The following is a 24,833-nucleotide window of genomic DNA, read 5'->3' as shown; positions in this document are numbered from 1 at the left end:
AAATCAGCGGTTCTTGGCAGCCTCGACAGCCTCGGCCACCAGTTTTTCTGCGAAATGCGGCCCCAAACCCAGGATCAGGGCGCTCGCCACGGCGACCAGCGCCACGCCGGCGATCAACTGGATGGTCTGGCGACGGAAATCCGCCCCCTGGCTCAACGCGAACCACACCGGGCCGATCACCGGCAGCAGCAAGACCGGCAGGCCGGTTTTCAAACCGAGACTGAAAGCGGCGGGCACGGTTCCGATATAGCCGACGAGCAACAGCACGCCACCCGCCGCCAGCGACAGGGTCGAGGCGACGGCAAAAGCGATGAATCCCCAGTCCATTACTTCTTCACCTTCTGCGGCCGCGCCCAGCCCGGCAGGGTCAGTTGCTTGGCGCGCGACACGGTCAGCGCGTCGGGCGGCGCGTCCTTGGTCAGCGTCGTGCCGGCGCCCAGCGTGGCGCCGCGGCCGACGCGCACGGGCGCCACGAGCTGGGTGTCGGAACCGATGAAGACGTCGTCCTCGATCACCGTCAGGTGCTTGTTGGCGCCGTCGTAGTTGCAGGTGATGGTGCCGGCGCCGACGTTCACCCGCTCGCCGATCTCGGCGTCGCCGATGTAGGCCAGGTGGTTGGCCTTCGATTGCGCCGCGATCCGGCTCTTCTTGACCTCGACGAAGTTGCCGATATGCACCTCGGGGCCGAGCTCGGTGCCCGGGCGCAGGCGGGCGTAGGGGCCGAGCACGCCGTCCGGGCCGATCACCGCGTCCTCGAAGTGGCAGAAGGCCGCGATGCGCGTGCCGGCGCCGACCTTGACGTTCTTCAGCACGCAGTAGGGGCCGACCTCGACGGCATCGGCCAGTTCGACCTTGCCCTCGAAGACGCAGCCGACGTCGATGGCGACATCGCGGCCATGGCTCAGCTGGCCGCGGATGTCGATGCGCGCCGGATCGGCCAGGCGCACGCCGGCAACCAGCAGCTGGTCGGCCAGGTTGCGCTGGTGCTGGCGTTCCAGCTCGGCCAGCTGCACCTTGCTGTTCACCCCCAGCACTTCCCATTCGCCTTCCGGCTGCGCGGTGCGCACCGGCAGGCCCTCGGCCACGGCCAGCGCGACGATGTCGGTCAGGTAGTACTCACCCTGGGCGTTGTCGTTCTTCAGGCGGCCCAGCCAGTCGGCCAGACGCGCCGTCGGAATGGCCATGATGCCGGTATTGACCTCGCGGATCGCCTTCTGCTCGGGCGTGGCGTCCTTTTCCTCGACGATGCGGGTCATGTGGCCCGCCGCGTCGCGCACGATGCGGCCGTAGCCGGTCGGGTTGGCGAGATCGACGGTGAGCACCGACAGCCCGTCCTTGCCGGCCTGCAGCAGACGCTTGAGGGTCGCCACGGAGGTCAGCGGCACGTCGCCGTAGAGAACCAGCGTCTGCGCGGCGCCGCCGAGTTCCGGGATGGCCTGCGCCACGGCGTGGCCGGTGCCCAGTTGCTGCGCCTGCTCGGCCCAGGCCAGGTCGTCGGCGGCCAGCGTGGCGCGGACGACGTCGCCGCCGTGGCCGTAGACGACGATCAGCTTTTCCGGCGCCAGCTGGCGGGCGGTGTCGATGACATGCTGGGCCAGCGGCTTGCCGGCGATCGGGTGCAGCACCTTGGGGAGATTGGAATGCATGCGCTTGCCTTGGCCGGCAGCGAGGATGACGATGTTCATGGTTGGTTTCAGGTTAAGGGCCGGCTGGCGCCGGCGGGTTCATGCGATCTTTTTCTGTTCCTGTCCGCCGATGATGTCGGCCAGCACGGCCTTGCCGCGTGCCGAGACGACCCAGTGCAGGACATTCTTTTCGTTGATCCGGGTTTCGATGACGCCCAGCGTCTTCATCACGGTCAGGCGCTGGCTGACCAGTTCGCGGGCCAGGCCGGTGCTGTCGCAGACGGCGGCCAGGTTGCCGTAGACGAAGCTGTCTTCGGCCAGGACGCGGAGGATTTCGACATCGTTGTAGGACAGCACTTCGCGCGGGTCGGGCTCGCCGCTCCTCGGCGCCTCCGCTTCGGCCTTGGCGGCAACAGGCAGCGGGAGGACGGGTTCTTCGCGCTTTTGCTGCTTGAGATGCCCGACATCGCGCCGGACCTGGTCGATCTGGCCGATCAGGCGCTGCACCATGTTCTCGAACAGGCGGCGCGAGGCGACGACGTAGAGCAGGCAGAAGCCGGCGAAGACGTAGTAGTCGATGGGCTTGGTGCGCGCCCCTTCGAGCAGGGTGCTGGAAATCATGTTGAGGAACATCGGCACGGTCAGTGCCGCGACGACGCCGAATACCGGGTACTTGATCCAGTCGCGGCGGGCGGGTTCGCCCTGGCGGTCGGCGAGGAAATAATTGGCGGCACCGCCCAGCATCCCCATGACGACCATCACTCCGAGAATGAGCAGCATGTGCCCGTCAAGCGCTCCGTTCGGAGTCGTCACCTGCAAGGCAGGTTGCAGCTCAGCCGACATAAATCCCCCTTGTTGTCCCTCGTCATTTTCACATGATTACGGCAAACAGGGGAAGGCATCGGCATGACCTCAGGATGCGCCGTCCGTCGCCCGCCGGCGGTCATGCATGCGCTCGGCGAGCAGGGTCACGCCGCCCTTCTCGTCCTGCTGTTCGAGACGCACGGCAAAGCCCCACAGATAGGCGAGGTGCTCGAGGACGCGCTCGTAATCGGGCGCCAGGTCGCGCCGGCGGTGCATGAAGTGGCGCAGCGTCAGCGAGCGGTCGCCGCGCAGGTCGACATTCCACACCTGGATGTCGGGGTCATGGCTGCCCAGGTTGTACTGCTCCGACAGCTTGAGGCGCAAGGCGCGGTATCCCGGATCGTCGTGAATGGCGCTGACCTCCAGCTTCGCCCGCTCATCGTCGTCGAGCACGGCGAAGAAGCGGAACTGGCGCATCAGGCGGGGCGACAGGAACTGGGCGATGAAGCTCTCGTCCTTGAAATTGCGCATGGCGAAGTCGAAGGTTTCCCGCCAGTCGGAGCCGGCAATTTCCGGGAACCAGGCCCGGTCCTCGTCGTCCGGCGCCTCGCAGATGCGGCGCAGGTCTTGCCACATGGTGAAGCCGAGGGCGTAGGGGTTGATGCCGGAATACCAGTTGCTGTTGTAGGGCGGCTGCATGACGACATTGGTGTGCGACTGCAGGAACTCGAACATGAAGCCGTCGCCGACGCGCCCTTCGTCGTACAGGGTATTGAGCAGGGTATGGTGCCAGTAGGTCGCCCAGCCCTCGTTCATGACCTGGGTCTGGCGCTGCGGATAGAAATACTGGCCGATCTTGCGCACGATGCGGATGATCTCGCGCTGCCACGGTTCGAGCAGGGGAGCGTGCTTCTCGACGAAATAGAGCAGGTTTTCCTCGGGTTCGGCCGGGAAGCGGGCCTCCTCGCCGCTTTGCGCCGCCGCCTCGTGTTGCGGCAGGGTGCGCCACAACTCGTTGACCTGCGACTGCAGGTAGGCCTCGCGCTCCCGCTGGCGCTCCCGCTCCTTCTCCAGCGACAGGGGCGGCGAACGCTTGTAGCGGTCGACGCCGAGACTGGAGACGGCATGGCAGGCGTCGATCAGCTGTTCCACCACGTCGACGCCATGGCGTTCCTCGCACTCGGCGATGTAGTTCCGGGCGAAGACCAGGTAGTCGATGATGGCGTCGGCGCTGGTCCACTGCTTGAACAGGTGGTTGCCCTTGAAGAAGGAGTTGTGGCCGTAGGCGGCGTGGGCGATGACCAGGGCCTGCATGGCCATGGTGTTCTCTTCCATCAGGTAGGCGATGCACGGATCGGAGTTGATGACGATCTCGTAGGCCAGGCCCATCTGGCCGCGCTTGTAGCGGTTCTCGGTTTCCAGGAAGTGCTTGCCGAAGGACCAGTGGTGGTAATAGACCGGCATGCCGATGGCGGCGTAGGCGTCCATCATCTGCTCGGCGGTGATGATCTCCAGCTGGTGGCGGTAGCAATCCAGGCCGTAGGCGCGGGCGACGCGGCCGATCTCGGCGTCGGCGCGGTCGAGTTCCTCGAAGGTCCAGTCCGACCCTTCGGCGATCTTGGGGTGGCGTTTCCGGCTCATGCCAGTTTCTTCCTGAACAGTTCCCGGAATACCGGGTAGATGTCGCTCGCCGCGACGATGCGCTGCTGGGCGAAAACGCCGGCGTGCGTGGCAAGCAGCTTTTCGTATTCGCGCCACAGGTTCTGCGGCTCCGCCTCGGTGATTTCCACGTAGGCGAAATACTGGACCACGGGCAGGATGGATTCGGACAACAGCTCGCGACAGCCCGGCGAATCGGAATCCCAGTTGTCGCCGTCGGAGGCCTGCGCGCCGTAGATGTTCCACATGCTGCTCGAGTAGCGGGCCTGGATGATTTCATACATCAGCTTCAGCGCCGACGAGACGATGGTGCCGCCGGTTTCGCGCGAGTGGAAGAAGGTGTCCTCGTCCACCTCCTCGGCGATGGTGTGGTGGCGGATGAACACCACCTCGATGTGCTCGTAGTTGCGGTTGAGGAACAGGTAGAGCAGCATGAAGAAGCGCTTGGCCATCTGCTTGGTGGCCTCGTCCATCGATCCGGAAACGTCCATCAGGCAGAACATCACGGCCTGCGTCGAGGGTTGCGGGATGCGCACCCGGTTGGAGTAGCGCAGGTCGAAGGGGTCGATGAACGGCACCGCTTCCTGCTTGGCGCGCAGGATGGCGATTTCGTGGCGCAAGCGGGCGATTTCGTCGGGATCGGGACTGGCTTCGTCGAGCAGCGATTCGAGTTCGTTCTGCAACTCGCGCAGCCGGCGGCGGTACGGCCCGCCGATCGCCAGGCGCCGCCCGGCGGCGCTGCGCATGGTGCGCACCAGGTTGATGTTGGTCGGCACCCCGCTCTGGGTGTAGCCCGCGCGCACCCGCTTGTACTCGTCGATCCGCGCCAGCTGGCGCTTGATCAGGTTGGGCAGGGCCAGTTCGTCGAAGAAGATGTCGAGAAACTCGTCGCGGGTCAGCGTGAAGACGAAATCGTCCAGCCCCTCGCCTTCGTTGCTCGCCTGCCCCTTGCCCTGGCCGGCGCCGCCCTCGGTCGGCCGGTCCATCTGGTCGCCCTGCGCGAAGCGGTCGTTGCCGGGATGGACGGTCTCGCGCCGCCCGCCCCGCCCATGGCGGAAATGCGGTTCGCCGATGTCCTTGCCCGGAATGCCGATCTTCTCGCCGTTCTCGAGGTCGCGGATGCCCCGCTTGGCGATGGCATCGGCCACCGCCTTCCTGATCTGCCCCTTGAAGCGGCGGATAAAGCGGCCGCGATTGATCGAACTCTTGTTCCTGCTGTCCTGCCGACGATCGACGATGCGTACGGTCATGACGCCTCCCGTTGTCCGCTGCCCGCTGGCCGGCGGCGCCCGTTTCGCGGACGCCCCGCCACTCAGCTACTCAGCTGCTCTTCCTGACGCGCAGGTACCACTCGCAGAGCAGACGCACCTGCTTCTCGGTATAGCCCTTGTCGCTCATGCGATCGACGAAGTCCTGGTGCTTCTTCTGCTCGTCGGCGCTGGCCTTGGTGTTGAAGGAAATGACCGGCAGCAGGTCCTCGGTATTCGAGAACATGCGCTTCTCGATGACCGCCCGCAATTTCTCGTAGCTGGTCCAGGCCGGGTTCTTGCCGTCGTGCTTGGCCCGGGCGCGCAACACGAAATTGACCACCTCGTTGCGGAAGTCCTTCGGATTGCTGATGCCGGCCGGCTTCTCGATCTTTTCCAGCTCGTCGTTGAGGGCCGAGCGGTCGAGCATCTCGCCGGTGTTCGGGTCGCGGAATTCCTGGTCCTGGATCCAGAAATCGGCGTAGGTGACGTAGCGGTCGAAGATGTTCTGGCCGTATTCGGAATAGCTCTCCAGGTAGGCCGTCTGGATTTCCTTGCCGATGAACTCGGCGTAGCGCGGGCTCAGGAATTCCTTCAGGAAGCGCAGGTAGCGTTCCTCGACCTCGGGCGGGAACTGCTCCTGCTCGACCTGCTGCTCGAGCACGTACATCAGGTGCACCGGGTTGGCGGCGATTTCGCGGTGATCGAAGTTGAAGACCTTGGACAGGATCTTGAAGGCGAAGCGGGTCGACAGTCCGGTCATCCCCTCGTCCACCCCGGCGAAGTCGCGGTATTCCTGGTAGCTCTTGGCCTTCGGATCGGTATCCTTGAGATTCTCGCCGTCATAGACGCGCATCTTGCTGAACAGGCTGGAGTTTTCCGGCTCCTTGAGGCGCGACAGCACCGAGAACTGGGCCATCATGCGCAGCGTGTCCGGCGCGCAGGGCGCAGCAGCCAGCGAGGAATTGGCCAGCAGCTTCTCGTAGATGTGCATTTCGTCGGTGACGCGCAGCGAGTACGGCACCTTGACGATGTAGATGCGGTCGAGGAAGGCCTCGTTGTTGCGGTTGTTCTTGAAGGCCTGCCACTCCGCCTCGTTGGAGTGGGCGAGGATCAGCCCGTCGAAGGGAATCGCGCCGAAGCCCTCGGTGCCCTTGTAGTTCTGCTCCTGCGTCGCGGTGAGCAGCGGGTGCAGGACCTTGATCGGCGCCTTGAACATCTCGACGAATTCGAGGATGCCGCGGTTGGCCAGGCACAGGCCGCCGGAGTAGGAGTAGGCATCCGGATCGTTCTGCGAATAGGTCTCCAGCTTGCGGATGTCGATCTTGCCGACCAGCGAGGAAATGTCCTGGTTGTTCTCGTCGCCCGGCTCGGTCTTGGCCACGGCGATCTGCGACAGCACCGACGGGCACAGGCGGACGACGCGGAAGCGGGTGATGTCGCCGCCGAATTCCTGCAGGCGCTTGACCGCCCACGGACTCATGATGCCGCCCAGGTAGCGCCGGGGAATGCCGTAGTCCTGCTCGAGGATGGGGCCGTCTTCGTTGATGTTGAACAGGGCGAGCGGCGACTCGTGCACCGGCGAGCCCTTGATCGCATAGAAGGGCACCCTCTCGATCAGCGCCTTCAGCCGTTCGGCCAGCGACGACTTGCCGCCGCCGACGGGGCCGAGCAGGTAGAGGATCTGCTTCTTTTCCTCCAGCCCCTGCGCGGCATGCCGGAAGTAGGAAACGATGTGCTCGATGACCTCCTCCATGCCGTAGAACTCGCGGAAGGCGGGATAGAGCTTGAGCATCTTGTTGGCGAAGATGCGCGACAGGCGGGCATCGAGCCGGGTATCGACCAGTTCGGGCTCACCGATGGCCATCAGCATGCGCTCGGCGACGCTGGCATAGGCGCTCGGATCGCTTCGGCACAGATCCAGGTATTCCTGGATCGACAGTTCCTCTTCCTGCGCCGCTTCGTAGCGACTCTGGTAACGCGTGAAGATCGACATGGCTACCTCCGCTGAGTGGTGGTCGGGTACTGCTGTCTGTGGTTTCCTGTCTTCCTGTCCGAAATAACGTGTGCGGCCGGAAAAGGTTGGCTGCCACAGGGAACAAGATACACCTTCGCCCTACTTTTTCGTTTGTCTATTCGACTGGCCTCGGCCGGGCAAGTTCGAAAATTGACAGATTTTCCGACCGGCGGCAAAAACAAAGGCCCCGCCGGCTTTCGCCCGGCGGGGCCTCCGAATCCTGCAGCAGCAGCGGCTTAGCGCGGCAGCGTGGTCGAACCCATCAGGAAGGCATCGACCTCGCGCGCGGCCTGACGACCCTCGCGGATCGCCCAGACCACCAGCGACTGGCCGCGACGCACGTCGCCGGCGGCATAGACGCCATCGACGCTGGTCTTGTAGCAGCCTTCGCCGTCGGTCGTCGCCTTGGCATTCTGACGCGCATCCTTCTCAACGCCGAAGGCTTCGAGCAGGCTAGCGACCGGATTGGTGAAGCCCATGGCCAGGAAGGCGGCATCGCACGGCAGTTCGAATTCCGAACCGGCGACTTCAACCATCTTGCCGCCTTGCCACTCGACGCGCACGGCCTTGAGCGCCTTGACGTTGCCCTTGCCGTCATCGACGAAGGACTTGGTGGCCACCGCGAATTCGCGGACGGTCTCGCCTTCCTTGTGCGACGACGAGGTGCGCATCTTGAGCGGCCAGTACGGCCAGACCAGCGGCTTGTCTTCCTGCTCCGGCGGGGCCGGCATCAGTTCGAACTGGGTCACCGACGCGGCGCCGTGGCGGTAGCTGGTGCCGACGCAGTCGGAGCCGGTATCGCCGCCGCCGATGACGACGACGTGCTTGCCCTTGACGTTGATCGGGTTCTTGACGCCCTGCTGGACTTCCTTGTTCTGCGGGATCAGGAATTCCAGCGCGGCATAGACACCCTTGAATTCGCGGCCCGGCACCGGCAGGTCGCGCGGCACTTCGGAACCGGCGGCGAGGATCACCGCGTCGAAATCCTTCTTCAGCTGCTCGGCCGAAACGGTCTCGGTGGCATCGTTGTTGATGCCGGCCGGGATGTTCTTGTCGCCGACGATGACCTTGGTCCTGAAGGTTACGCCTTCGGCCTGCATCTGCGAAACGCGGCGGTCGATGACCGACTTGTTGAGCTTGAAGTCCGGGATGCCGAAGCCGAGCAGGCCGCCGATACGGCTGCTCTTCTCGAACACGGTGACGTCATGGCCGACGCGCGCCAGCTGCTGCGCGGCTGCCATGCCGGCCGGGCCGGAACCGACGACGGCGATCTTCTTGCCGGTCTTGACGGCGGCCGGCTGCGGCACGACCCAGCCCATTTCCCAGCCCTTGTCGATGATGAAATGCTCGATCGACTTGATGCCCACCGGCGCGGCGTTGATGCCGAGCGTACAGGCGGCTTCGCAGGGGGCCGGGCAGATGCGGCCGGTGAAATCCGGGAAGTTGTTGGTCGAATGCAGCACATCCAGCGCCTGCTTCCAGTTGCCGCGGAAAACCAGATCGTTCCAGTCCGGAATGATGTTGTTCACCGGGCAGCCGTTGTTGCAGAACGGGATGCCGCAGTCCATGCAGCGTGCGCCCTGGGTCTTGGCGGCGTCGTCAGACAGGGTCTGAACGAACTCCTTGTAATGCGTCAGGCGCTTTTCGACCGGTTCGTAAGCCTCTTCCAGGCGTTCGAACTCCATGAATCCAGTCGGCTTGCCCATTATGCGGCCTCCTTCTGTGCAGCAGCGGCCATCTCGGTGAGCGCCCGCTTGTATTCGTGCGGATAGACTTTGACGAACTTCTCGCGATAGGCATCCCAGTTGGCCAGGATGGCCTTGGCGGTCTTGCTGCCGGTGTATTCGGCGTGACGGGTGACCAGCTCCTTGAGCTGGGTCTCGTCGGCCTGACCCCGGTGCAGCGGTTCGCCAGCGGCGTGACGGTTGGCCGGCAGGACCTTCTCCAGCGCCACCTGAGCCAGGTTGCAGCGGCTCTTGAAGGAACCGTCCTCGTCCAGCACGTAGGCGATGCCACCCGACATGCCGGCGGCGAAGTTGCGGCCGGTCATGCCGAGCACGGCGACCGTACCGCCGGTCATGTATTCGCAGCCGTGGTCGCCCACGCCCTCGACGACAGCCGTACCGCCGGAGTTGCGGACGCAGAAGCGCTCGCCGCCGACGCCGGCGAAGAAGGCGTCGCCCTCGGTCGCGCCGTACATGACGGTGTTGCCGACGATGATGTTCTGTTGCGTATCGCCGCGGAAATCGGCGTTCGGCTTGATGATGATGCGACCGCCCGACAGGCCCTTGCCGACGTAGTCGTTGCCTTCGCCGGTCAGTTCCAGCGTCACGCCGCGGGCCAGGAAGGCGCCGAAGGCCTGGCCGGCGGTGCCGGTCAGCTTGACGTGGATGGTGTCGTCCGGCAGGCCGGCATTGCCATAACGCTTGGCCACTTCGCCCGACAGCATGGTGCCGCAGGTGCGGTTGACGTTGATGATGGTGGTCTCGATCTGGACCTTCTGGCCCTTTTCGAGAGCCGGCTTGGCTTGTTCGATCAGCTTGTGGTCGAGCGCCTTCTCGAGGCCGTGATCCTGGCCTTCGGTATGGCGGCGCGACACGTCGGCCGGCACGGACGGCTGGTAGAAGACCTTGGTGAAATCCAGGCCCTTGGCCTTCCAGTGGTCGATGCCCGGACGGGTATCGAGCAGGTCGACACGGCCGACCAGGTCGTCGAACTTGCGGATGCCGAGCTGGGCCATGATTTCACGGGCTTCCTCGGCGACGAAGAAGAAGAAATTCACGACGTGTTCCGGCTGGCCGGAGAAGCGCTGACGGAGCACCGGGTCCTGGGTGGCGACACCAACCGGGCAGGTGTTCAGGTGGCACTTGCGCATCATGATGCAGCCTTCGACGACCAGCGGCGCGGTGGCGAAGCCGAATTCGTCGGCGCCGAGCAGCGCGCCGATGACGACGTCGCGACCGGTCTTCATCTGGCCATCGACCTGGACGCGGATACGCGAACGCAGGCGGTTCAGGACCAGGGTCTGCTGGGTTTCGGACAGGCCGAGTTCCCACGGCGTGCCGGCGTGCTTGATCGAGGACTGCGGCGAAGCGCCCGTACCGCCGTCGAAGCCGGCGATCACGACGTGATCGGCCTTGGCCTTGGCGACACCGGCGGCGACGGTACCGACACCGACTTCCGACACCAGCTTGACCGAGATCGACGCCTTGGAATTGGCGTTCTTCAGGTCATGGATCAGCTGGGCCAGATCCTCGATGGAGTAGATGTCGTGGTGCGGCGGCGGCGAGATCAGGCCGACGCCCGGCACCGAGTGACGCAGGAAGCCGATGTACTCGGAGACCTTGTGACCCGGCAGCTGGCCGCCTTCGCCCGGCTTGGCACCTTGCGCCATCTTGATCTGGATCTGGTCGGCATTGACCAGGTACTCGGTGGTCACGCCAAAGCGGCCGGAAGCGACCTGCTTGATGGCGGAACGCAGCGAGTCGCCTTCCTTGAACACGTAATCGCGTTCGATGCGCGAGGCACCGACGATTTCGGACAAGGTCTGGCCGGCCTTCAGCGGCTGGAAGCGCTTGGCGTCCTCGCCGCCCTCACCGGTGTTCGACTTGCCGCCGATACGGTTCATGGCGATGGCCAGCGTGGTGTGCGCTTCGGTCGAGATCGAGCCGAGCGACATGGCGCCGGTGGCGAAGCGCTTGACGATTTCCTTGGCCGGTTCGACTTCGTCGAGCGGGATCGGCGCGCCTTGCGGCTTGAATTCGAACAGGCCGCGCAGGGTCAGGTGACGCTTGGTCTGATCGTTGATCAGCTTGGCGTATTCCTTGTAGGTCTCGTACTTGCCGGAGCGGGTCGAGTGCTGCAGCTTGGCGATGGAATCCGGCGTCCACACGTGCTCTTCGCCACGGACGCGGTAGGCGTATTCGCCGCCGGCATCGAGCATGTTGGCGAGCACCGGGTCAGCCGAGAAGGCTTCGGTGTGCAGGCGGATGGCTTCCTCGGCGACTTCGAAGACACCGATACCCTCGATGTTGGACGGCGTGCCGGTGAAGTACTTCTCGACGAAGTCCTTCTGCAGGCCGATGGCTTCGAAAATCTGGGCGCCGGTGTAGGACATGTAGGTCGAGATGCCCATCTTGGACATGACCTTCATGAGGCCCTTGCCGACGGCCTTGATGAAGTTCTTGGTGAACTTCTCGGCCTTCTCGGCATCGCCCTTGGCCAGGGATTCGATGGTTTCCAGCGCGAGGTACGGATGCACGGCCTCGGCACCGAAACCGCCGAGCAGCGCGAAGTGATGCGTTTCACGGGCCGAACCGGTCTCGACGACGAGACCGGCGCTGGTGCGCAGGCCCTTCTTGACCAGGTGCTGGTGGATGGTGGACGTCGCCAGCAGCGCCGGGATGGCGACCTGCTCGGCGCTGACCTGACGGTCGGAGACGATCAGGATGTTGGCGCCGGAACGCACGGCGTCCTCGGCATCGGCCGCCAGCGAAGCCAAGCGGGCTTCGATGCCGTCCTTGCCCCAGGCCACCGGGTAGCAGATGTCCAGTTCGAAGGAGCGGAACTTGTTCGACGTGTACTTGCCGATGTTGCGCAGCTTTTCCATGTCGGCGAAGGAGAGGACCGGCTGCGACACTTCCAGACGGATCGGCGGGTTGATGTCGTTGGTGTTGAGCAGGTTCGGCTTGGGACCGATGAAGGACACCAGCGACATGACCAGTTCCTCGCGGATCGGGTCGATCGGCGGGTTGGTCACCTGTGCGAACAGCTGCTTGAAGTAGGCGTACAGCGTCTTGTTCTTGGCCGACAGCACCGGCAGGGCCGAGTCGGTACCCATGGAACCGGTCGCTTCCTCGCCGTTCTGCACCATCGGCTCGAGAATGACCTTGACGTCTTCCTGGGTGTAGCCGAAGGCCTGCTGGCGATCGAGCAGCGACGCGGACGACGCGGCGCACTTCTCGTCGGCGGCCGGCACTTCGTCGAGCTTGATGCGGATCTTCTCGATCCACTCGCGGTACGGCTTGGCGTTGGCCAGGGAGTTCTTCAGTTCCTGGTCGTCGATGATGCGGCCCTGTTCCATGTCGATCAGGAACATCTTGCCCGGCTGCAGACGCCACTTCTTGACGATCTTCTTGTCCGGGATCGGCAGCACGCCGGATTCGGAAGCCATGACCACGAGGTCGTCGTCGGTGACCAGGTAACGGGCCGGACGCAGGCCGTTACGGTCCAGCGTGGCGCCGATCTGGCGGCCGTCGGTGAAGGCCACGGCGGCGGGGCCGTCCCACGGCTCCATCATGGCGGCATGGTATTCGTAGAAGGCGCGACGGTTCTCGTCCATCGTCGTGTGCTTTTCCCAGGCTTCCGGGATCATCAGCATGACGGCCTGGGCCAGCGAGTAGCCGCCGCCCATGACGAGCAGTTCGAGCGCGTTGTCGAAGGACGCGGAGTCCGACTGGCCGGGGTAGTGCAGCGGCCAGACCTTCTTCAGGTCGTCGCCGAGGATGGGCGAGGAAATCGCCTGCTCGCGGGCCTTGAACCAGTTAACGTTGCCGCGCACGGTGTTGATTTCGCCGTTGTGGGCGATGTAGCGGAACGGGTGGGCCAGATCCCAGGTCGGGAAGGTGTTGGTCGAGAAACGCTGGTGCACCAGGGCCAGGGCGGTGACGGTGCGCTTGTCCTGCAGGTCGAGGTAATAGACACCGACCTGGTCGGCCAGCAGCAGACCCTTGTAGTTCACGGTACGGGCCGAGAACGACGGCACGTAGAATTCCTGGCCGTGCTTCAGCTTCAACGACTTGATGGCGTTGGCGGCACGGCGGCGGATGATGTACAGCTTGCGCTCGAGGGCGTCGGTGACGAAAACGTCCGGGCCGCGACCGACGAAGATCTGGCGGATCACCGGCTCCTTGGCCTTGACCGTCGGCGACATCGGCATGTCGGCATTGACCGGCACGTCGCGCCAGCCGAGGATGATCTGGCCTTCGGCCAGCACGGAACGCTCGATTTCCTCGACGCAGGCGTGGCGCGAAGCAGCCTCCTGCGGCAGAAAGACCATGCCGACGCCGTACTCGCCGTTCGGCGGCAGTTCGACGCCCTGCTTGGCCATCTCCTCGCGATAGAACTGATCCGGAATCTGGATCAGGATACCGGCACCGTCACCCTGCAGCGGGTCGGCGCCGACGGCGCCGCGGTGGTCGATATTTTTGAGGATCAACAAACCCTGCTCGACGATATTGTGGCTCTTCTGGCCTTTGACATGAGCAACAAAGCCCACGCCGCAAGCGTCGTGCTCGTTGGCTGGGTCGTACAAACCCTGCCGATCAGGTACTGCCGGTTCCATCACACGCATTCCTTCAAAGTACTTGGTCCTCCTGCATCAGGACCAATGATGAAAAAAGCCGAACGTCATATTTGACGCTTCGGCCTGTACGAAAATTTGAGGCAACCATTAAATATACTGGCAAACCCCTGTCGAATCAAGATGCTGCGATGCACCAAACCCGGACATTCCCGGTCAGATTCTCCCCGTAGCGGTGCATCGCGCCTTGATTGCCGCTGCAATCTGCGCGGGCGTCGCCGCATCGGAAACAACGGCCCGGCCGATACCCTGCAGCAATACCAGGCGCAGCTTTCCATCCTGAACCTTCTTGTCATGACTCATCAACTCGACGTATCGCTCGACACCGAGGGCGGGCGCCAACACCGGCAAACCGGCACGAACGAAGATACGCTCGATCCTGGCCACGGTTGCCGCATCGATCCAACCCAAACCGCATGACAATTCGGCAGCAATTAGCGTGCCGGCCGATACCGCCTCCCCATGGAGCCATTCGCCGTACCCCATGCCGGTTTCGATGGCATGGCCAAAGGTGTGCCCCAGGTTGAGCAGGGCACGCTCGCCGCTTTCACGCTCATCGGCCGCGACGACCTCGGCCTTGTTGGCGCAGGAGCGCTGCACGGCGTAGACCAGCGCGGCCTGATCGCGGGCCAGCAGTTTGTCCAGGTTGAGCTCCAGCCAATCGAAGAATTCGGGGTCGCGGATCAGGCCATACTTGATGACCTCCGCCAGCCCGGCCTTCAATTCCCGGTCGGGGAGGGTATCGAGCGTTAAAATATCCGCCAGGACCAACTTGGGCTGATAAAACGCCCCTATCATGTTCTTGCCCATCGGGTGGTTGATCGCGGTCTTCCCGCCGACCGACGAATCGACTTGCGACAACAGTGTCGTCGGCACCTGGATGAACGGCATTCCGCGCTGGTAGCAGGCCGCGGCAAAGCCTCCCATATCGCCGACCACACCACCGCCCAAGGCGATCAGAACCGTGTTGCGTTCGCAGCGCTCGGTCAACAAGGCGTCGAAGATCAGGTTCAGCGTTTCCCAGGTCTTGTATTTTTCGCCATCGGGCAGGATGACGGAGTGCACGGCGACGCCGCCGCTCGCCAGCGTTTCGCACAAGCGCCCCAGGTAGAGCGGCGCCACCGTCTCGTTGGATACCACCAGCACTTTTTTCTGCTTGATGAAGGGCAGGAGCAAATCCGCCCGCCCCAGAAGATCCGGGCCGATATGGATCGGGTAGGAGCGCTCATCGAGCGCTACCTCAAGGGTTTCGATCATGCTTTGCATAAACGGTTGAATTCTCTCAATAAGTGCTGAACGATCCCGGCTGCGACCAGATGGGATCCATCGACGATCATGTGCGCCGTTTCCCGGTAAAGAGGGTCCCGTACGGCATGAAGTTCCTCCAGTCGCGCCAGCGGATCGTCGACGTGCAGCAACGGGCGATTGCGGTCGTGACGCGTCCGCTCGAACAACAAGCGGGGAGGAACGTTCAGATAGACGACCCAGCCCGTCTCGTTCAGGCGGCGACGATTTTCCGGATTGATGACCACTCCGCCGCCCGTCGCCAGCACCAGACCGCTTCCGGCAGTGAGCTCATGCAGGGTTTGCGCTTCGCGGCGACGAAATCCGTCTTCGCCTTCGATTTCGAAGATCGTCGGAATCGGCACGCCGGTTCGTTCGACGATTTCGTGGTCCGAGTCCATGAACGGACGAGACAAGCGCTTGGCCAACATGCGCCCGACAGTCGTCTTGCCAGCCCCCATCAGACCAACCAGATATATGTTTCGATTTTGTTCCACGGAATTGATTTTAGCCGAGTCTCGACCGGACACAAAAAAGGCCGGCTAGTGCCGGCCTTTCCAACAAAGAATCCCTCAAGTCAATCGAAACGGACCTTGTCTGAAATGACGCGCGGCGTGATGAACACCAGAAGCTCGCGGCGATTGCCGGTATCGTTCTTGTACTTGAACAACCACCCCAGGAAAGGAATATCGCCCAACAGCGGCACCTTTTCGACAGTATCTTCCGTCTTGGTGATGAATACCCCGCCAATCACCACGGTACCGCCATTCTCGACGACCACGTTGGTCTCGACGATCGAACTCTTGATCGGAGGATTGCCGAGAACAGCCTTCGTCCAATCCGGCTCCTCCTTCTTGACCACCAAGGCCATACGCACGGTACCTTCAGGCGTAATTTGAGGAGTAGCCTCCAAGGACAGCTTGGCTGGCTTGAAGCTGACCGTCTGGGTAATCGACGTACCTGTGGTCTGCGTGGTTACGTAAGGCACCTCGGTACCGTCCTCGATTTTCGCCTTGACGTTGTTCGCGGTAATCACGCGCGGACTGGAAATGATTTTGCCGATACCATCCGACTCAAGCGCCGCTATTTCCAGGTTCAGGAACTTCGTCAGACTCGAATTAAACAACGACAGCGCAAGCGTTCCACCTGTCGATGTATAGGAAGGAAGATTCACACCGACAGTTTGCGGAGTCGTCTGAGTCGGGTTGGTCACGGTAGGCGTCGTAGTTCCCGGCGTGATACGGCCACCCGTGACATTCCAGCCGCTTCCTCCCAGCATGCTTTGCTTCTGATTCAAGAAGTTCAATTTCGCGCCAATGCTGCGATTAAAGCTATCGCTTGCCTCCACAACGCGTGCCTCAATCAGGACCTGACGGGCCCCCACGTCGATTGCATTGATGAAGGAGCGAATCTCCTCCAGCTTAGAGGGGATGTCGTTGATAAAAACGATGTTCGACTGAGGATCAGCGACGGCACTGCCCCGCTTGCTGAGGATGCGTTGTGCAGGACCTGCCGGAGCACCACCACCCGTTGCCACCCCCGCCAGCAAACGTGCGATATCGGCTGCCTTCTGGTAGTTCAGCTGAAACTGCTCCAGCTTCAGCGGCTCGAGTTCACTGATCTGCTGCTTCGACTCGAACTCCAGCTTTTCACGCGTGGCAATTTCATCGCGCGGGGCAATCATGATGATATTGCCCTTCTTGCGCATATCCAGCCCTTTTTGCTGGAAGATGATGTCGATCACCTGATCTGCCGGCACATCCTTCAGGACCAGCGTCGTCGTCCCGGTGACCGTTTCGCTGATCACCGCATTCAGACCGAGTTCTTCCGCCATCAAGCGCAGCAAGGCGCGAACGTCGCCATTTTGGTAGTTGATGCTGACGCGCGGCCCCTGATAACCGACCTTGGCCCCCTGGACCAGTTTGTTGGGGTCTTCGACAATGCGCTTGACCTCGACGATGAACTGGTTGTCACTCTGGTAGGCATTGTGTTCCCACAGCCCCTTGGGCGAGATAATCATCCGCACGTTGTCACCATTGGATCGGGTCTCCACCGTCGTCACCGGCGTAGCGAAATCGGTGACATCAAGCTTACGACGCAATCTGTCCGTAACGGTCGTCTTCATGAAATCGACAACCAGATTCGGGCCCTGCTGACGAATATCGATACCCGTTCCCGAATCGCTCAGGTCGACAATGACGCGTCCCTCTCCGTCCTTGCCGCGGCGAAACATGACATCGTTTACCGAATGCTTGGAGCCGACCAGGCTCTCCTCGGCAAACCGGGTGGAGCGCGTAGCAGCGGTATCGGAAACCCTTTCGACCGGCGACAGGGTTACATAAAGCGATTTTCCTTCAAGACGGGTCTTGAAGTTGAGGCTTTTCACCAAATTGAGAACTACCCGGGTGCGGTCGCCAACCTGCACGACATTCATGCTGCGCAGATCACCCTGGTTGAAAACCTGGCTGTTTTTCCCAAGCGCATTGGCCGTCGACTGGAAATCGAGCGCGATTTTTGCCGGATTCGCCACACTGAAGCCCGGCGGAGGAGCACTCATGGCTTCCTTCATATCGATGCGCAACGAAACCTCGTTACCCTGCTGAGCAACGTTGATTGCCTCGATTGCGTTTGAGGGAAGAGCCTCGGCATGAGCCGAAGGCGACAAAGCAAGGCACACCGCAAGCGTGGCCAATGCGTGTTTGATGAGTTTCATTTCTTGCTCCCCTCCTTGTTCTGCAGATAGAGGGAGCTTTTGCGCTCGCTCCAGTCACCCGCAGAATCCTGTATCAATTCCCGCAATTGCACTTCGGTGTCCGAAACCTGGGTCACCATGCCAAAGTCAAGCCCCATGTAGTCTCCAACCTTGACCTGCTTGACCTTGTCTTCGACCTGTATGACGGCCATCGGACGTTTATTGACGTTCATGTAGCCAATCATTTTCAGCGACTCTATCGGATACTTTTCCAACATGCTGTTGCGAATTTCCCGCGCCTCGAAATCGGGTTGGAAAGCCCCGCCCTTGCCGGCAAGCTGCCTGTATCGGGACTCCGGCTCGATTTTATTCGGCTTAAACGGGTCCAGCACGCCGTCCATTGCGTAGGGAACCGGCTCGTACGGCTTGACCTCGGGCAGCTTGGGCACGTTTCCGCGCATATCCTTGGTGCTCTCGGCCATCCATTGCTTCAGATCGTCGTGCTCTCCCCCAGCGCAGGCTCCCAAGGCACCAAAGACGGCAATGAGCAATAGTCGGTTCACTTTTTCGCTCCTTGTGCTGCCTTCTTGTCCTGTTCGGACTTCTTCTGGCGCGCAATTTCCTCTTCGTCGAGATAACGGAAAGTCTTGGTCGTCGCATCCAGCGTCAATTGCCCGCCCTCTTTGACCGGGGCGATTGAAATATTGTTCAGCGTGACAATACGGGGAAGTTTGGCGATATCGGCGGCGAAAGCCCCGAAATCATGATATCCGCCGTTGATTTTTACGGTCACGGGAAGCTCGGCATAAAAATCCTTGACCTGCTCCTGCCCGGGCTTGAAGAGTTCGAACTGCAGCCCGCGCCCCAGACCCGCCTGGTTGATTTCAATCAATAGCGCCTCGATTTCGGACTTGTCGGGCAATTGCTTGAGCAAAGCGCCAAAAGAACGATCGATCTCGGCAAGTTGCTGGACATAGAGATCCAAATTGACGGCCTGACGCTTTTTGTCGAGGAATTGTTGCTTCAGGGTTTGCTCTTCCCGTTCCTTTGTTTCCAGGTCGACAAACTGATCGTTCCAGACGAACCACCAGCCCGCCGCCACGATGGCGACGAACAATCCGAGCAAGACGGAAATCTTGGGAATCAGCGGCCATGAACCCGGCTCGTTCGGGTTCATAAAGCGGAAATCGTCCGCAATAGACTGGAAGTCTATGCTGGGCAAGGAGATGGATTTCACGTTCATTTTTTCTCCTTCCCGTCGTCAGGCTTGACCCGCGTGAGCACGAAACTCATGCCGAACTCGTACACCCGGCGACCGCCGACAACCACGGCCTTGCTCTCGATCAACTGCGGCTGCTCCATCCACGGCGAGGCGTCGAGATTTCGCATCAACGCCGAGATACGCGCATTCGACTGGGCATGCCCCACGAGATTGACCTTCAGGCCATCCTGTTTGACTGACTTCAGGTAGATGCCTTCCGGCACCTGCTTGACCAATTCGCTCAGCAGATAAACCGTTTCACCGCGGTCGCGCTGCAGGTTTTCGATGACCTGCTTGCGTGCCAGCAGCGCCTGGGTCTGTTCCTTGAGGCGCTTGATCTGATCGAGTTGCTTGTCGAGGACGGCGATTTCCTGCTTCAGGAAATTGTTGGCCCCTTCCTGGTTGCTGATCGCATTGCCGATCAGCGTATACCCGGCAAACACGATCAAGGCGCCGAGCACGAACACCAACCCGGCCAACACGAAAAACTGCTCGCGCCGGGCCTTCTTGGCTTCTTCGCGATGCGGTAAGAGGTTAATGCGTATCATGATGGATCGAACCTCCGCAGCGCCAGGCCGCAAGCCACCATCAAGGACGAGGCGTCGGCCAGGAGGCTTTTTGCCCGCACCCGATCGGACAGCACCATATTGGCGAAGGGATTGGCAATCAGCGTATTGACCTGGGTGCGCGTGGCAACGACCTCATCGATCCCGGGGATGACGGCGCAACCGCCGGCGAGCACGATATGGTCGACCTGGTTGTACTGGGTCGACGTGAAGAAAAACTGCAGCGCCCGGGAGACCTCGAGCGCAAGGTTCTCCATGAACGGGTTCAGCAACTCGACCTCGTACCCTTCGGGCAGATTACCCGCCCGCTTGGCGGATTCGGCATCTTCGATGCTCATTCCGTAGTGGCGGGCAATATCCTGGGTCAGCTGTCCGCCACCGAAGGCCTGTTCACGAGCATATACCTGCTGTCCGTTGCGCAAGACCGTCAGATTCATGACGTTCGCCCCGGCATCGATCAAGGCGACAACCTGGTTCTTGCCCGCTTCCGGCAACTGGCGCTCGATCAACTCGAAGGCCGCAAGCGCCGCAAAGGACTCGACATCGACGACCATCGCCTTCAAGCCTGCCGCGTCGGCAACCGCGACACGATCCTCGACCCGCTCCTTCTTGGACGCGGCGATCAGGACTTCCAGCTCATCGGGCACGGCGGGAGCAGGCCCGAGCACCTGATAATCGAGATTGACCTCATCGATCGCGAACGGAATGTACTGATTCGCCTCCGTCTCGACCTGGGCCTCCAGCTCGTCGTCGCGCAGACCGGCCGGCACGATGATCTTCTTCGTAATGACCGCGGAGCCGGGCAAGGCCATGGCGACGCTGCGTGTCGACGTTCCCATGCGCTTCCAGGCACGCTTGACGCAATCGACCACACCGTCCAGGTTGGCGATATTGCCATCGGAAACCGCATCCTTGGGCAACACCTCGATGGTGTAGCGCTCGACGCGATAGCCGTCTTTCCCGTTGGCGGTCAGCTCGACCATCTTGACAGCCGAGGAACTGATGTCCAGGCCGAAAAGGGAGCGCGCCTTAGGATTTAACAACGCTGAGATATCGAAGCCCACCAGACCCCCAAAAAGTCCTTACGGATTACGAAGTTACAAAAATAACCAATAATTCACTTCAGATGCTAGCAACAACCTATAGGTGTGTAAAGCATTTTCACGGCCGGAATATGGCCCGGCGTATAATCGGCGCAACTTCATCTTGCCCGCCTGAAAACCGTGCCCACCCTGCCCCCAACGCTACGTCTGATTCTTTATCCCGTCATATTTTTGGTCGGTCTGGCGGCAATGGGCGTGGCCATGATCCTGATCATCCTCGTCCTGACCTACCCGAATTTGCCATCACTCGAGGTATTGACAGATTATCGTCCAAAAATTCCACTCCGCATTTATACCGCAGACGGATTCCTGATTGGAGAATATGGTGAGGAACGCCGCGCGGTAGTCGCCTTCCAGGACGTCCCGCCGGTGTTGAAGCACGCGATCCTGTCGGCCGAGGACGATCGTTTCTACCAGCATGGCGGCATCGACTACACCGGCATCCTGCGTGCGGCAGGCGCCAACCTGCTGGGGGGAGGCAAGCGCCAGGGCGCTTCGACGATTACCCAGCAGGTGGCGCGCAATTTCTTCCTGACCGGGGAAAAGACCTACACCCGCAAACTCTACGAAGCGCTGCTGTCGTTCAAGATCGAGAGCAACCTGAGCAAGGATCAGATTTTCGAGCTCTACATCAACCAGATATTCCTGGGGCAACGTGCCTACGGCTTCGCAGCGGCCGCCCAGATCTATTTCGGCAAGCCGCTCAAGGACATCTCGATCGCCGAGGCGGCCATGCTGGCCGGCCTGCCGAAGGCCCCGTCCGCCTACAACCCGGTGGTCAACCCCAACCGCGCAAAACTGCGCCAGCAGTACGTGCTGCGCCGCATGCACGAACTGGGCTACATCACCGACACGCAGCAGGCGGCGGCGCTGAAGGAACCGCTGGTCATCAAGCGCGAGCTCGCCGGCTACGCCGTGCATGCCGAATACGTGGCCGAAATGGCCCGCCAGATCACCGCCGAGCGCTTCCCGGAGGAGGTCTACTCCCGCGGCATGAAGGTTTACACCACGATCATCAAGGCCGAACAGGAAGCCGCCTACAACAGCCTGCGCAAGGGCGTCATGGATTACGACCGGCGACACGGCTACCGGGGCGCCGAGTCCTACCTCGAAATGAAGGACATCAAGTCCGACCAGGACGAGGCCATCGACGAAGCGCTGCAGGACATCGCCGATACCGGCGACCTGATTCCGGCGCTGGTCCTCGCCGCCGACAGCAAACAGATACGCGCCTACCGCAAGGGCGGCGAGGTCGTCACCCTGACCGGCGACGCAACCAAGTTTGCCGCCAGGATGCTCGACGACAAGGCGCCGCCCAACAAGCGCCTGAAACGGGGCGCCATCATCCGGCTGCAAAAGGATGACAAGGGCAGCTGGCAGATCAGCCAGTTGCCGGAAGTCGAATCGGCATTCGTCGCCATTTCGCCGCAGGATGGCGCCATTCGCGCCCTGGTCGGCGGTTTCGACTTCAACCGCAACAAGTTCAACCACGTGACCCAGGCCTGGCGCCAGCCCGGCTCCAGCTTCAAGCCCTTCATCTATTCGGCCTCGCTGGAGAAAGGCTTCGGCCCCGGCAGCGTGATCGCCGACGAGCCGATCACCATCCCCGCCAGCCAGACCGGCGCCCAGGCGTGGGAACCGCACAACTATGACGGCAAGTACGAAGGCCCGATGAAGATGCGCACGGCGCTCGCCAAGTCCAAGAACATGGTTTCGATCCGCATCCTGCAAGCCATCGGCACCAACTACGCCCAGGACTACGCAACGCGCTTCGGCTTCGATGCCGCCAAGCACCCGCCCTACCTGACCATGGCCCTCGGCGCCGGCTCCGTCACGCCGTGGCAGATGGTGAGCGGCTACGCGGTCTTTGCCAATGGCGGCTACAAGGTCAACCCCTTCGTCGTTCGCGAGATTCGCGACGAACGCGACCAAGTCGTTGCCCAGTCGGCCGAAATCGAAGCCGGGAACGAAGCCATTCGCGCCATCGACCCGCGCAATGCCTTCATGATGGACACCATGCTCCGTGACGTCACCCTCTACGGCACCGCCGCCAAGGCATCCGCCGCCCTCAAGCGCCAGGACCTGGCCGGCAAGACGGGCACCACCAACGAATATGTCGATGCCTGGTTCTGCGGCTACCAGATGACGGTCGCCGGCTGCGCCTGGATCGGCTTCGACCAGCCGCGCAAGCTGGGCGACCGGGAAACCGGCGGCGTCGCCGCGCTACCGATCTGGATCGGCTACATGGGCCGCGCCCTCAAGGATGTTCCGATGCAGACGCAGCAAGCGCCCGAGGGCCTGGTTGCCTACGGCGAAGGACGGGAACGGACCTATGTCTATGCCGAGAACGTCAAGGAGCGCGCCCCCGAGGAAGAATCGCAGGATGCCGTGCCGCTGCCCAAGCCCGACCTCAGCTCGCCGCCCAGCGACTGATCAGCGCAGATCCACGGGTTCGCCGGCCTGCTGGCTGGCGAGCCCGGACAATTTCCCGAGCAACTCGGCGTTGTCCCGCGTATCGCGCCACGCGGCGCCGTCCCAGCGAAAATGGAAACCACCGGCGCGGGCAGCGACCCAGATTTCCTGGTTAACGCCGTGCCGATTGACGATGATCTTGCTGTCATCGGCAAACTCGATTTCCAGCACGCCTCCCGCCCCCAGTTCGAAATCGAGATCGACGCCGCTGGCCTCGAGGGCCGCTTCGATCCTGGCCAACATCGCGTCGGCCAGGCGGTTGAAATCCTTGTCATCCATCGTGTGCTAACATCCCGCTCTTTGCTGACAGCGTCCCCAACATGTCCAGAATCGCTGCCCTGCTGATCATTCTCGGCCTTGCCGCCTGCGGCATGAAAGGCCAGCTCGAAAGGCCGTCCGGCCCGGCGCCGGAGCCGCTGCTGGGCAGCGGCAAGGCACCTGCCAAGGATGTTAGCACGCCCACTCGCCCCAACGCCCAATGACCCACTTTGCCCTGAAAAACGGCGTCCTGCACGCCGAATCCATCGCCCTGCCGATCCTCGCCGAACAGTTCGGCACGCCGGCCTACGTCTATTCCCGTGCCGCGCTGACCGAGTCGCTGCGCGAATTCCAGGATGTCCTGGGCGCTCATCCGGCCGGCAGCGGCGCGCTCGTCTGCTATGCCGTCAAGGCCAACTCCAGCCTCGCCGTGCTCAACGTCTTTGCCCGCATGGGCGCCGGTTTCGACATCGTGTCCGGCGGCGAACTGCAGCGCGTGCTGGCGGCCGGCGCCGATCCGCAAAAAGTCGTCTTCTCCGGCGTCGGCAAGACCGCCGCCGAAATGAAGCTGGCGCTCGATGTCGGCATCTTCTGCTTCAACATCGAATCCATTCCGGAACTGGAACGCCTCAACGAGGTGGCCGGCCAGTGCGGCAAGCAGGCCCCGATCAGCCTGCGCGTCAATCCCAACGTCGATCCGAAGACGCATCCGTACATCTCGACCGGACTCAAGGAAGCCAAGTTCGGCGTTGCTTACGACGACGCCCTGGCGCTCTATCGTCGTGCCGCCGCCCTGCCCAATATCCAGGTCGCCGGCATCGACTGCCATATCGGTTCGCAACTGCTCGACCCCTCGCCCTTCGTCGAAGCGCTCGACCGCATCCTGGCGCTGGTCGACCAGCTGGCCGGCGAAGGCATCCGCATTCATCACCTCGACCTCGGCGGCGGCCTCGGCATCAAGTACAAGGCCGACCAGGTGCAGCCGACCGTCGCTTCCTACCTGAATCCCCTGCTCGACAAGCTCAATGGCCGCGGCCTGCAGGTCGTGCTCGAGCCGGGCCGCCGCCTGGTCGGCAATGCCGGCCTGCTGCTCACCTGCATCGAATACCTGAAGGAAGGCGAAGGCAAGAATTTCGCCATCATCGATGCCGCGATGAACGACCTGATGCGCCCGGCGCTGTACGAGGCGTGGCATGACATCGACCCGGTCGTACCGCGCCCCGGCACGACCCGCGACTATGACGTGGTCGGTCCGGTCTGCGAAACCGGCGATTTCCTCGGCCAGGCCCGCCCGCTCTGCGTACAGCCGGGCGACCTGCTGGCGGTGATGTCGGCCGGCGCCTACGGCATGGCCATGGCCTCGAACTACAACACCCGGCCGCGCGCCGTCGAAATCATGGTCGATGGCGCCCAGGTCCATGTCATCCGCCAGCGCGAAACCGTCGAACAACTCTACGCCGGCGAGCAGGTCCTGCCGGCTTGAC

General features: G+C 62.3%; 20 protein-coding genes. 4 read left to right on the top strand and 16 right to left on the bottom strand.

Going from position 1 to position 24,833, the window contains the following annotated elements:
- Positions 1-3: 3 nt before the first annotated feature.
- The 8 genes from Q0P59_RS13240 to gltB all read right to left on the bottom strand — a co-directional run bounded on the left by Q0P59_RS13240 (position 4) and on the right by gltB (position 13,629).
- Positions 4-327 (bottom strand): hypothetical protein, encoded by a 324-nt coding sequence (locus Q0P59_RS13240; RefSeq protein ID WP_295006981.1) that lies wholly within the window; start codon positions 325-327, stop codon positions 4-6.
- Positions 327-1,685, bottom strand: coding sequence for a bifunctional UDP-N-acetylglucosamine diphosphorylase/glucosamine-1-phosphate N-acetyltransferase GlmU (glmU, locus tag Q0P59_RS13235; RefSeq protein WP_295006979.1), 1,359 nt, complete (start codon positions 1,683-1,685; stop codon positions 327-329). Before glmU ends, Q0P59_RS13240 begins: the two co-directional genes overlap by 1 nt.
- 39 nt (positions 1,686-1,724) lie before the next feature.
- Entirely contained in the window at positions 1,725-2,405 is a 681-nt protein-coding gene (locus Q0P59_RS13230) for a YEATS-associated helix-containing protein (RefSeq protein WP_295006976.1), read from the bottom strand.
- A gap of 132 nt (positions 2,406-2,537) precedes the next feature.
- A complete protein-coding gene (locus Q0P59_RS13225) occupies positions 2,538-4,070 on the bottom strand; it encodes a SpoVR family protein (protein WP_295006974.1) in 1,533 nt (510 codons plus the stop codon).
- Entirely contained in the window at positions 4,067-5,338 is a 1,272-nt protein-coding gene (locus Q0P59_RS13220) for a YeaH/YhbH family protein (RefSeq protein WP_295006972.1), read from the bottom strand. The genes Q0P59_RS13225 and Q0P59_RS13220 overlap by 4 nt, the downstream gene beginning before the upstream one ends.
- Positions 5,339-5,408: 70 nt before the next feature.
- On the bottom strand, positions 5,409-7,331 hold the full coding sequence (locus tag Q0P59_RS13215) for a PrkA family serine protein kinase (RefSeq protein ID WP_295006970.1): 1,923 nt from the start codon (positions 7,329-7,331) through the stop codon (positions 5,409-5,411).
- Positions 7,332-7,588: 257 nt separating this feature from the next.
- Positions 7,589-9,058: a glutamate synthase subunit beta gene (locus Q0P59_RS13210; protein ID WP_295006968.1), complete on the bottom strand. Its 1,470-nt coding sequence runs from the start codon at positions 9,056-9,058 to the stop codon at positions 7,589-7,591.
- The gene (gene gltB / locus Q0P59_RS13205; protein WP_295006997.1) at positions 9,058-13,629 is read right to left on the bottom strand and encodes a glutamate synthase large subunit; all 4,572 of its coding nucleotides are present in this window, start codon (positions 13,627-13,629) and stop codon (positions 9,058-9,060) included. Before gltB ends, Q0P59_RS13210 begins: the two co-directional genes overlap by 1 nt.
- Between gltB and Q0P59_RS13200 the strand changes: the two genes are divergently transcribed.
- Positions 13,546-13,770: a hypothetical protein gene (locus tag Q0P59_RS13200; RefSeq protein ID WP_295006999.1), complete on the top strand. Its 225-nt coding sequence runs from the start codon at positions 13,546-13,548 to the stop codon at positions 13,768-13,770. The genes gltB and Q0P59_RS13200 overlap by 84 nt on opposite strands.
- A 99-nt stretch (positions 13,771-13,869) precedes the next feature.
- Here Q0P59_RS13200 and aroB read toward each other — a convergent pair whose 3' ends face one another.
- From aroB to Q0P59_RS13165, 7 genes are all read right to left on the bottom strand, one after another.
- A complete protein-coding gene (gene aroB / locus Q0P59_RS13195; RefSeq protein WP_295006995.1) occupies positions 13,870-14,967 on the bottom strand; it encodes a 3-dehydroquinate synthase in 1,098 nt (365 codons plus the stop codon).
- Positions 14,967-15,458: a shikimate kinase gene (locus Q0P59_RS13190; protein WP_366090776.1), complete on the bottom strand. Its 492-nt coding sequence runs from the start codon at positions 15,456-15,458 to the stop codon at positions 14,967-14,969. Before Q0P59_RS13190 ends, aroB begins: the two co-directional genes overlap by 1 nt.
- Before the next feature lie 116 nt (positions 15,459-15,574).
- Entirely contained in the window at positions 15,575-17,710 is a 2,136-nt protein-coding gene (gene pilQ, locus Q0P59_RS13185) for a type IV pilus secretin PilQ (protein ID WP_295006964.1), read from the bottom strand.
- Positions 17,707-18,252 (bottom strand): pilus assembly protein PilP, encoded by a 546-nt coding sequence (locus Q0P59_RS13180; RefSeq protein WP_295006962.1) that lies wholly within the window; start codon positions 18,250-18,252, stop codon positions 17,707-17,709. The genes pilQ and Q0P59_RS13180 overlap by 4 nt, the downstream gene beginning before the upstream one ends.
- Positions 18,249-18,932 (bottom strand): type 4a pilus biogenesis protein PilO, encoded by a 684-nt coding sequence (locus Q0P59_RS13175; RefSeq protein ID WP_295006960.1) that lies wholly within the window; start codon positions 18,930-18,932, stop codon positions 18,249-18,251. The genes Q0P59_RS13180 and Q0P59_RS13175 overlap by 4 nt, the downstream gene beginning before the upstream one ends.
- Positions 18,929-19,498 carry a PilN domain-containing protein gene (locus Q0P59_RS13170; protein WP_295006958.1) on the bottom strand — a complete coding sequence of 190 codons (570 nt, stop codon included), beginning with the start codon at positions 19,496-19,498 and terminating at the stop codon, positions 18,929-18,931. The genes Q0P59_RS13175 and Q0P59_RS13170 overlap by 4 nt, the downstream gene beginning before the upstream one ends.
- Positions 19,495-20,580 (bottom strand): pilus assembly protein PilM, encoded by a 1,086-nt coding sequence (locus tag Q0P59_RS13165; RefSeq protein WP_295006956.1) that lies wholly within the window; start codon positions 20,578-20,580, stop codon positions 19,495-19,497. The genes Q0P59_RS13170 and Q0P59_RS13165 overlap by 4 nt, the downstream gene beginning before the upstream one ends.
- A gap of 228 nt (positions 20,581-20,808) precedes the next feature.
- Here Q0P59_RS13165 and Q0P59_RS13160 point away from each other — a divergent pair, with 228 nt between their 5' ends.
- Complete coding sequence (locus Q0P59_RS13160; RefSeq protein WP_295006954.1) at positions 20,809-23,052, top strand: penicillin-binding protein 1A; 2,244 nt, start codon at positions 20,809-20,811, stop codon at positions 23,050-23,052.
- On the opposite strand, the gene cyaY is transcribed toward Q0P59_RS13160, so the two are convergent.
- Positions 23,053-23,370, bottom strand: coding sequence for an iron donor protein CyaY (cyaY, locus tag Q0P59_RS13155; protein WP_295006952.1), 318 nt, complete (start codon positions 23,368-23,370; stop codon positions 23,053-23,055).
- A 41-nt stretch (positions 23,371-23,411) separates the two neighbouring features.
- Between cyaY and Q0P59_RS13150 the strand changes: the two genes are divergently transcribed.
- Positions 23,412-23,573, top strand: coding sequence for a lipoprotein (locus Q0P59_RS13150; RefSeq protein ID WP_295006950.1), 162 nt, complete (start codon positions 23,412-23,414; stop codon positions 23,571-23,573).
- Positions 23,570-24,832, top strand: a complete 1,263-nt coding sequence (lysA, locus tag Q0P59_RS13145; RefSeq protein ID WP_295006948.1) for a diaminopimelate decarboxylase — start codon at positions 23,570-23,572, stop codon at positions 24,830-24,832. The genes Q0P59_RS13150 and lysA overlap by 4 nt, the downstream gene beginning before the upstream one ends.
- The last annotated feature ends 1 nt before the right edge of the window (position 24,833 follow it).

Origin of the sequence: uncultured Dechloromonas sp., assembly GCF_945957265.1 — a bacterium.
Taxonomy (GTDB): Bacteria; Pseudomonadota; Gammaproteobacteria; order Burkholderiales; family Rhodocyclaceae; genus Azonexus.
This window is presented reverse-complemented; position numbering and strand designations above follow the sequence as displayed.

Excerpts from the sequence above, each read along its gene's own strand:
- Q0P59_RS13240 (WP_295006981.1), bottom strand. The coding sequence starts at position 327 with ATGGACTGGGGATTCATCGCTTTTGCCGTCGCCTCGACCCTGTCGCTG.
- glmU (WP_295006979.1), bottom strand. The coding sequence starts at position 1,685 with ATGAACATCGTCATCCTCGCTGCCGGCCAAGGCAAGCGCATGCATTCC.
- Q0P59_RS13230 (WP_295006976.1), bottom strand. The coding sequence starts at position 2,405 with ATGCTGCTCATTCTCGGAGTGATGGTCGTCATGGGGATGCTGGGCGGT.
- Q0P59_RS13225 (WP_295006974.1), bottom strand. The coding sequence starts at position 4,070 with ATGAGCCGGAAACGCCACCCCAAGATCGCCGAAGGGTCGGACTGGACC.
- Q0P59_RS13220 (WP_295006972.1), bottom strand. The coding sequence starts at position 5,338 with ATGACCGTACGCATCGTCGATCGTCGGCAGGACAGCAGGAACAAGAGT.
- Q0P59_RS13215 (WP_295006970.1), bottom strand. The coding sequence starts at position 7,331 with ATGTCGATCTTCACGCGTTACCAGAGTCGCTACGAAGCGGCGCAGGAA.
- Q0P59_RS13210 (WP_295006968.1), bottom strand. The coding sequence starts at position 9,058 with ATGGGCAAGCCGACTGGATTCATGGAGTTCGAACGCCTGGAAGAGGCT.
- Q0P59_RS13190 (WP_366090776.1), bottom strand. The coding sequence starts at position 15,458 with ATGGGGGCTGGCAAGACGACTGTCGGGCGCATGTTGGCCAAGCGCTTG.
- pilQ (WP_295006964.1), bottom strand. The coding sequence starts at position 17,710 with ATGAAACTCATCAAACACGCATTGGCCACGCTTGCGGTGTGCCTTGCT.
- Q0P59_RS13175 (WP_295006960.1), bottom strand. The coding sequence starts at position 18,932 with ATGAACGTGAAATCCATCTCCTTGCCCAGCATAGACTTCCAGTCTATT.
- Q0P59_RS13170 (WP_295006958.1), bottom strand. The coding sequence starts at position 19,498 with ATGATACGCATTAACCTCTTACCGCATCGCGAAGAAGCCAAGAAGGCC.
- Q0P59_RS13160 (WP_295006954.1), top strand. The coding sequence starts at position 20,809 with ATGGGCGTGGCCATGATCCTGATCATCCTCGTCCTGACCTACCCGAAT.
- cyaY (WP_295006952.1), bottom strand. The coding sequence starts at position 23,370 with ATGGATGACAAGGATTTCAACCGCCTGGCCGACGCGATGTTGGCCAGG.
- Q0P59_RS13150 (WP_295006950.1), top strand. The coding sequence starts at position 23,412 with ATGTCCAGAATCGCTGCCCTGCTGATCATTCTCGGCCTTGCCGCCTGC.
- lysA (WP_295006948.1), top strand. The coding sequence starts at position 23,570 with ATGACCCACTTTGCCCTGAAAAACGGCGTCCTGCACGCCGAATCCATC.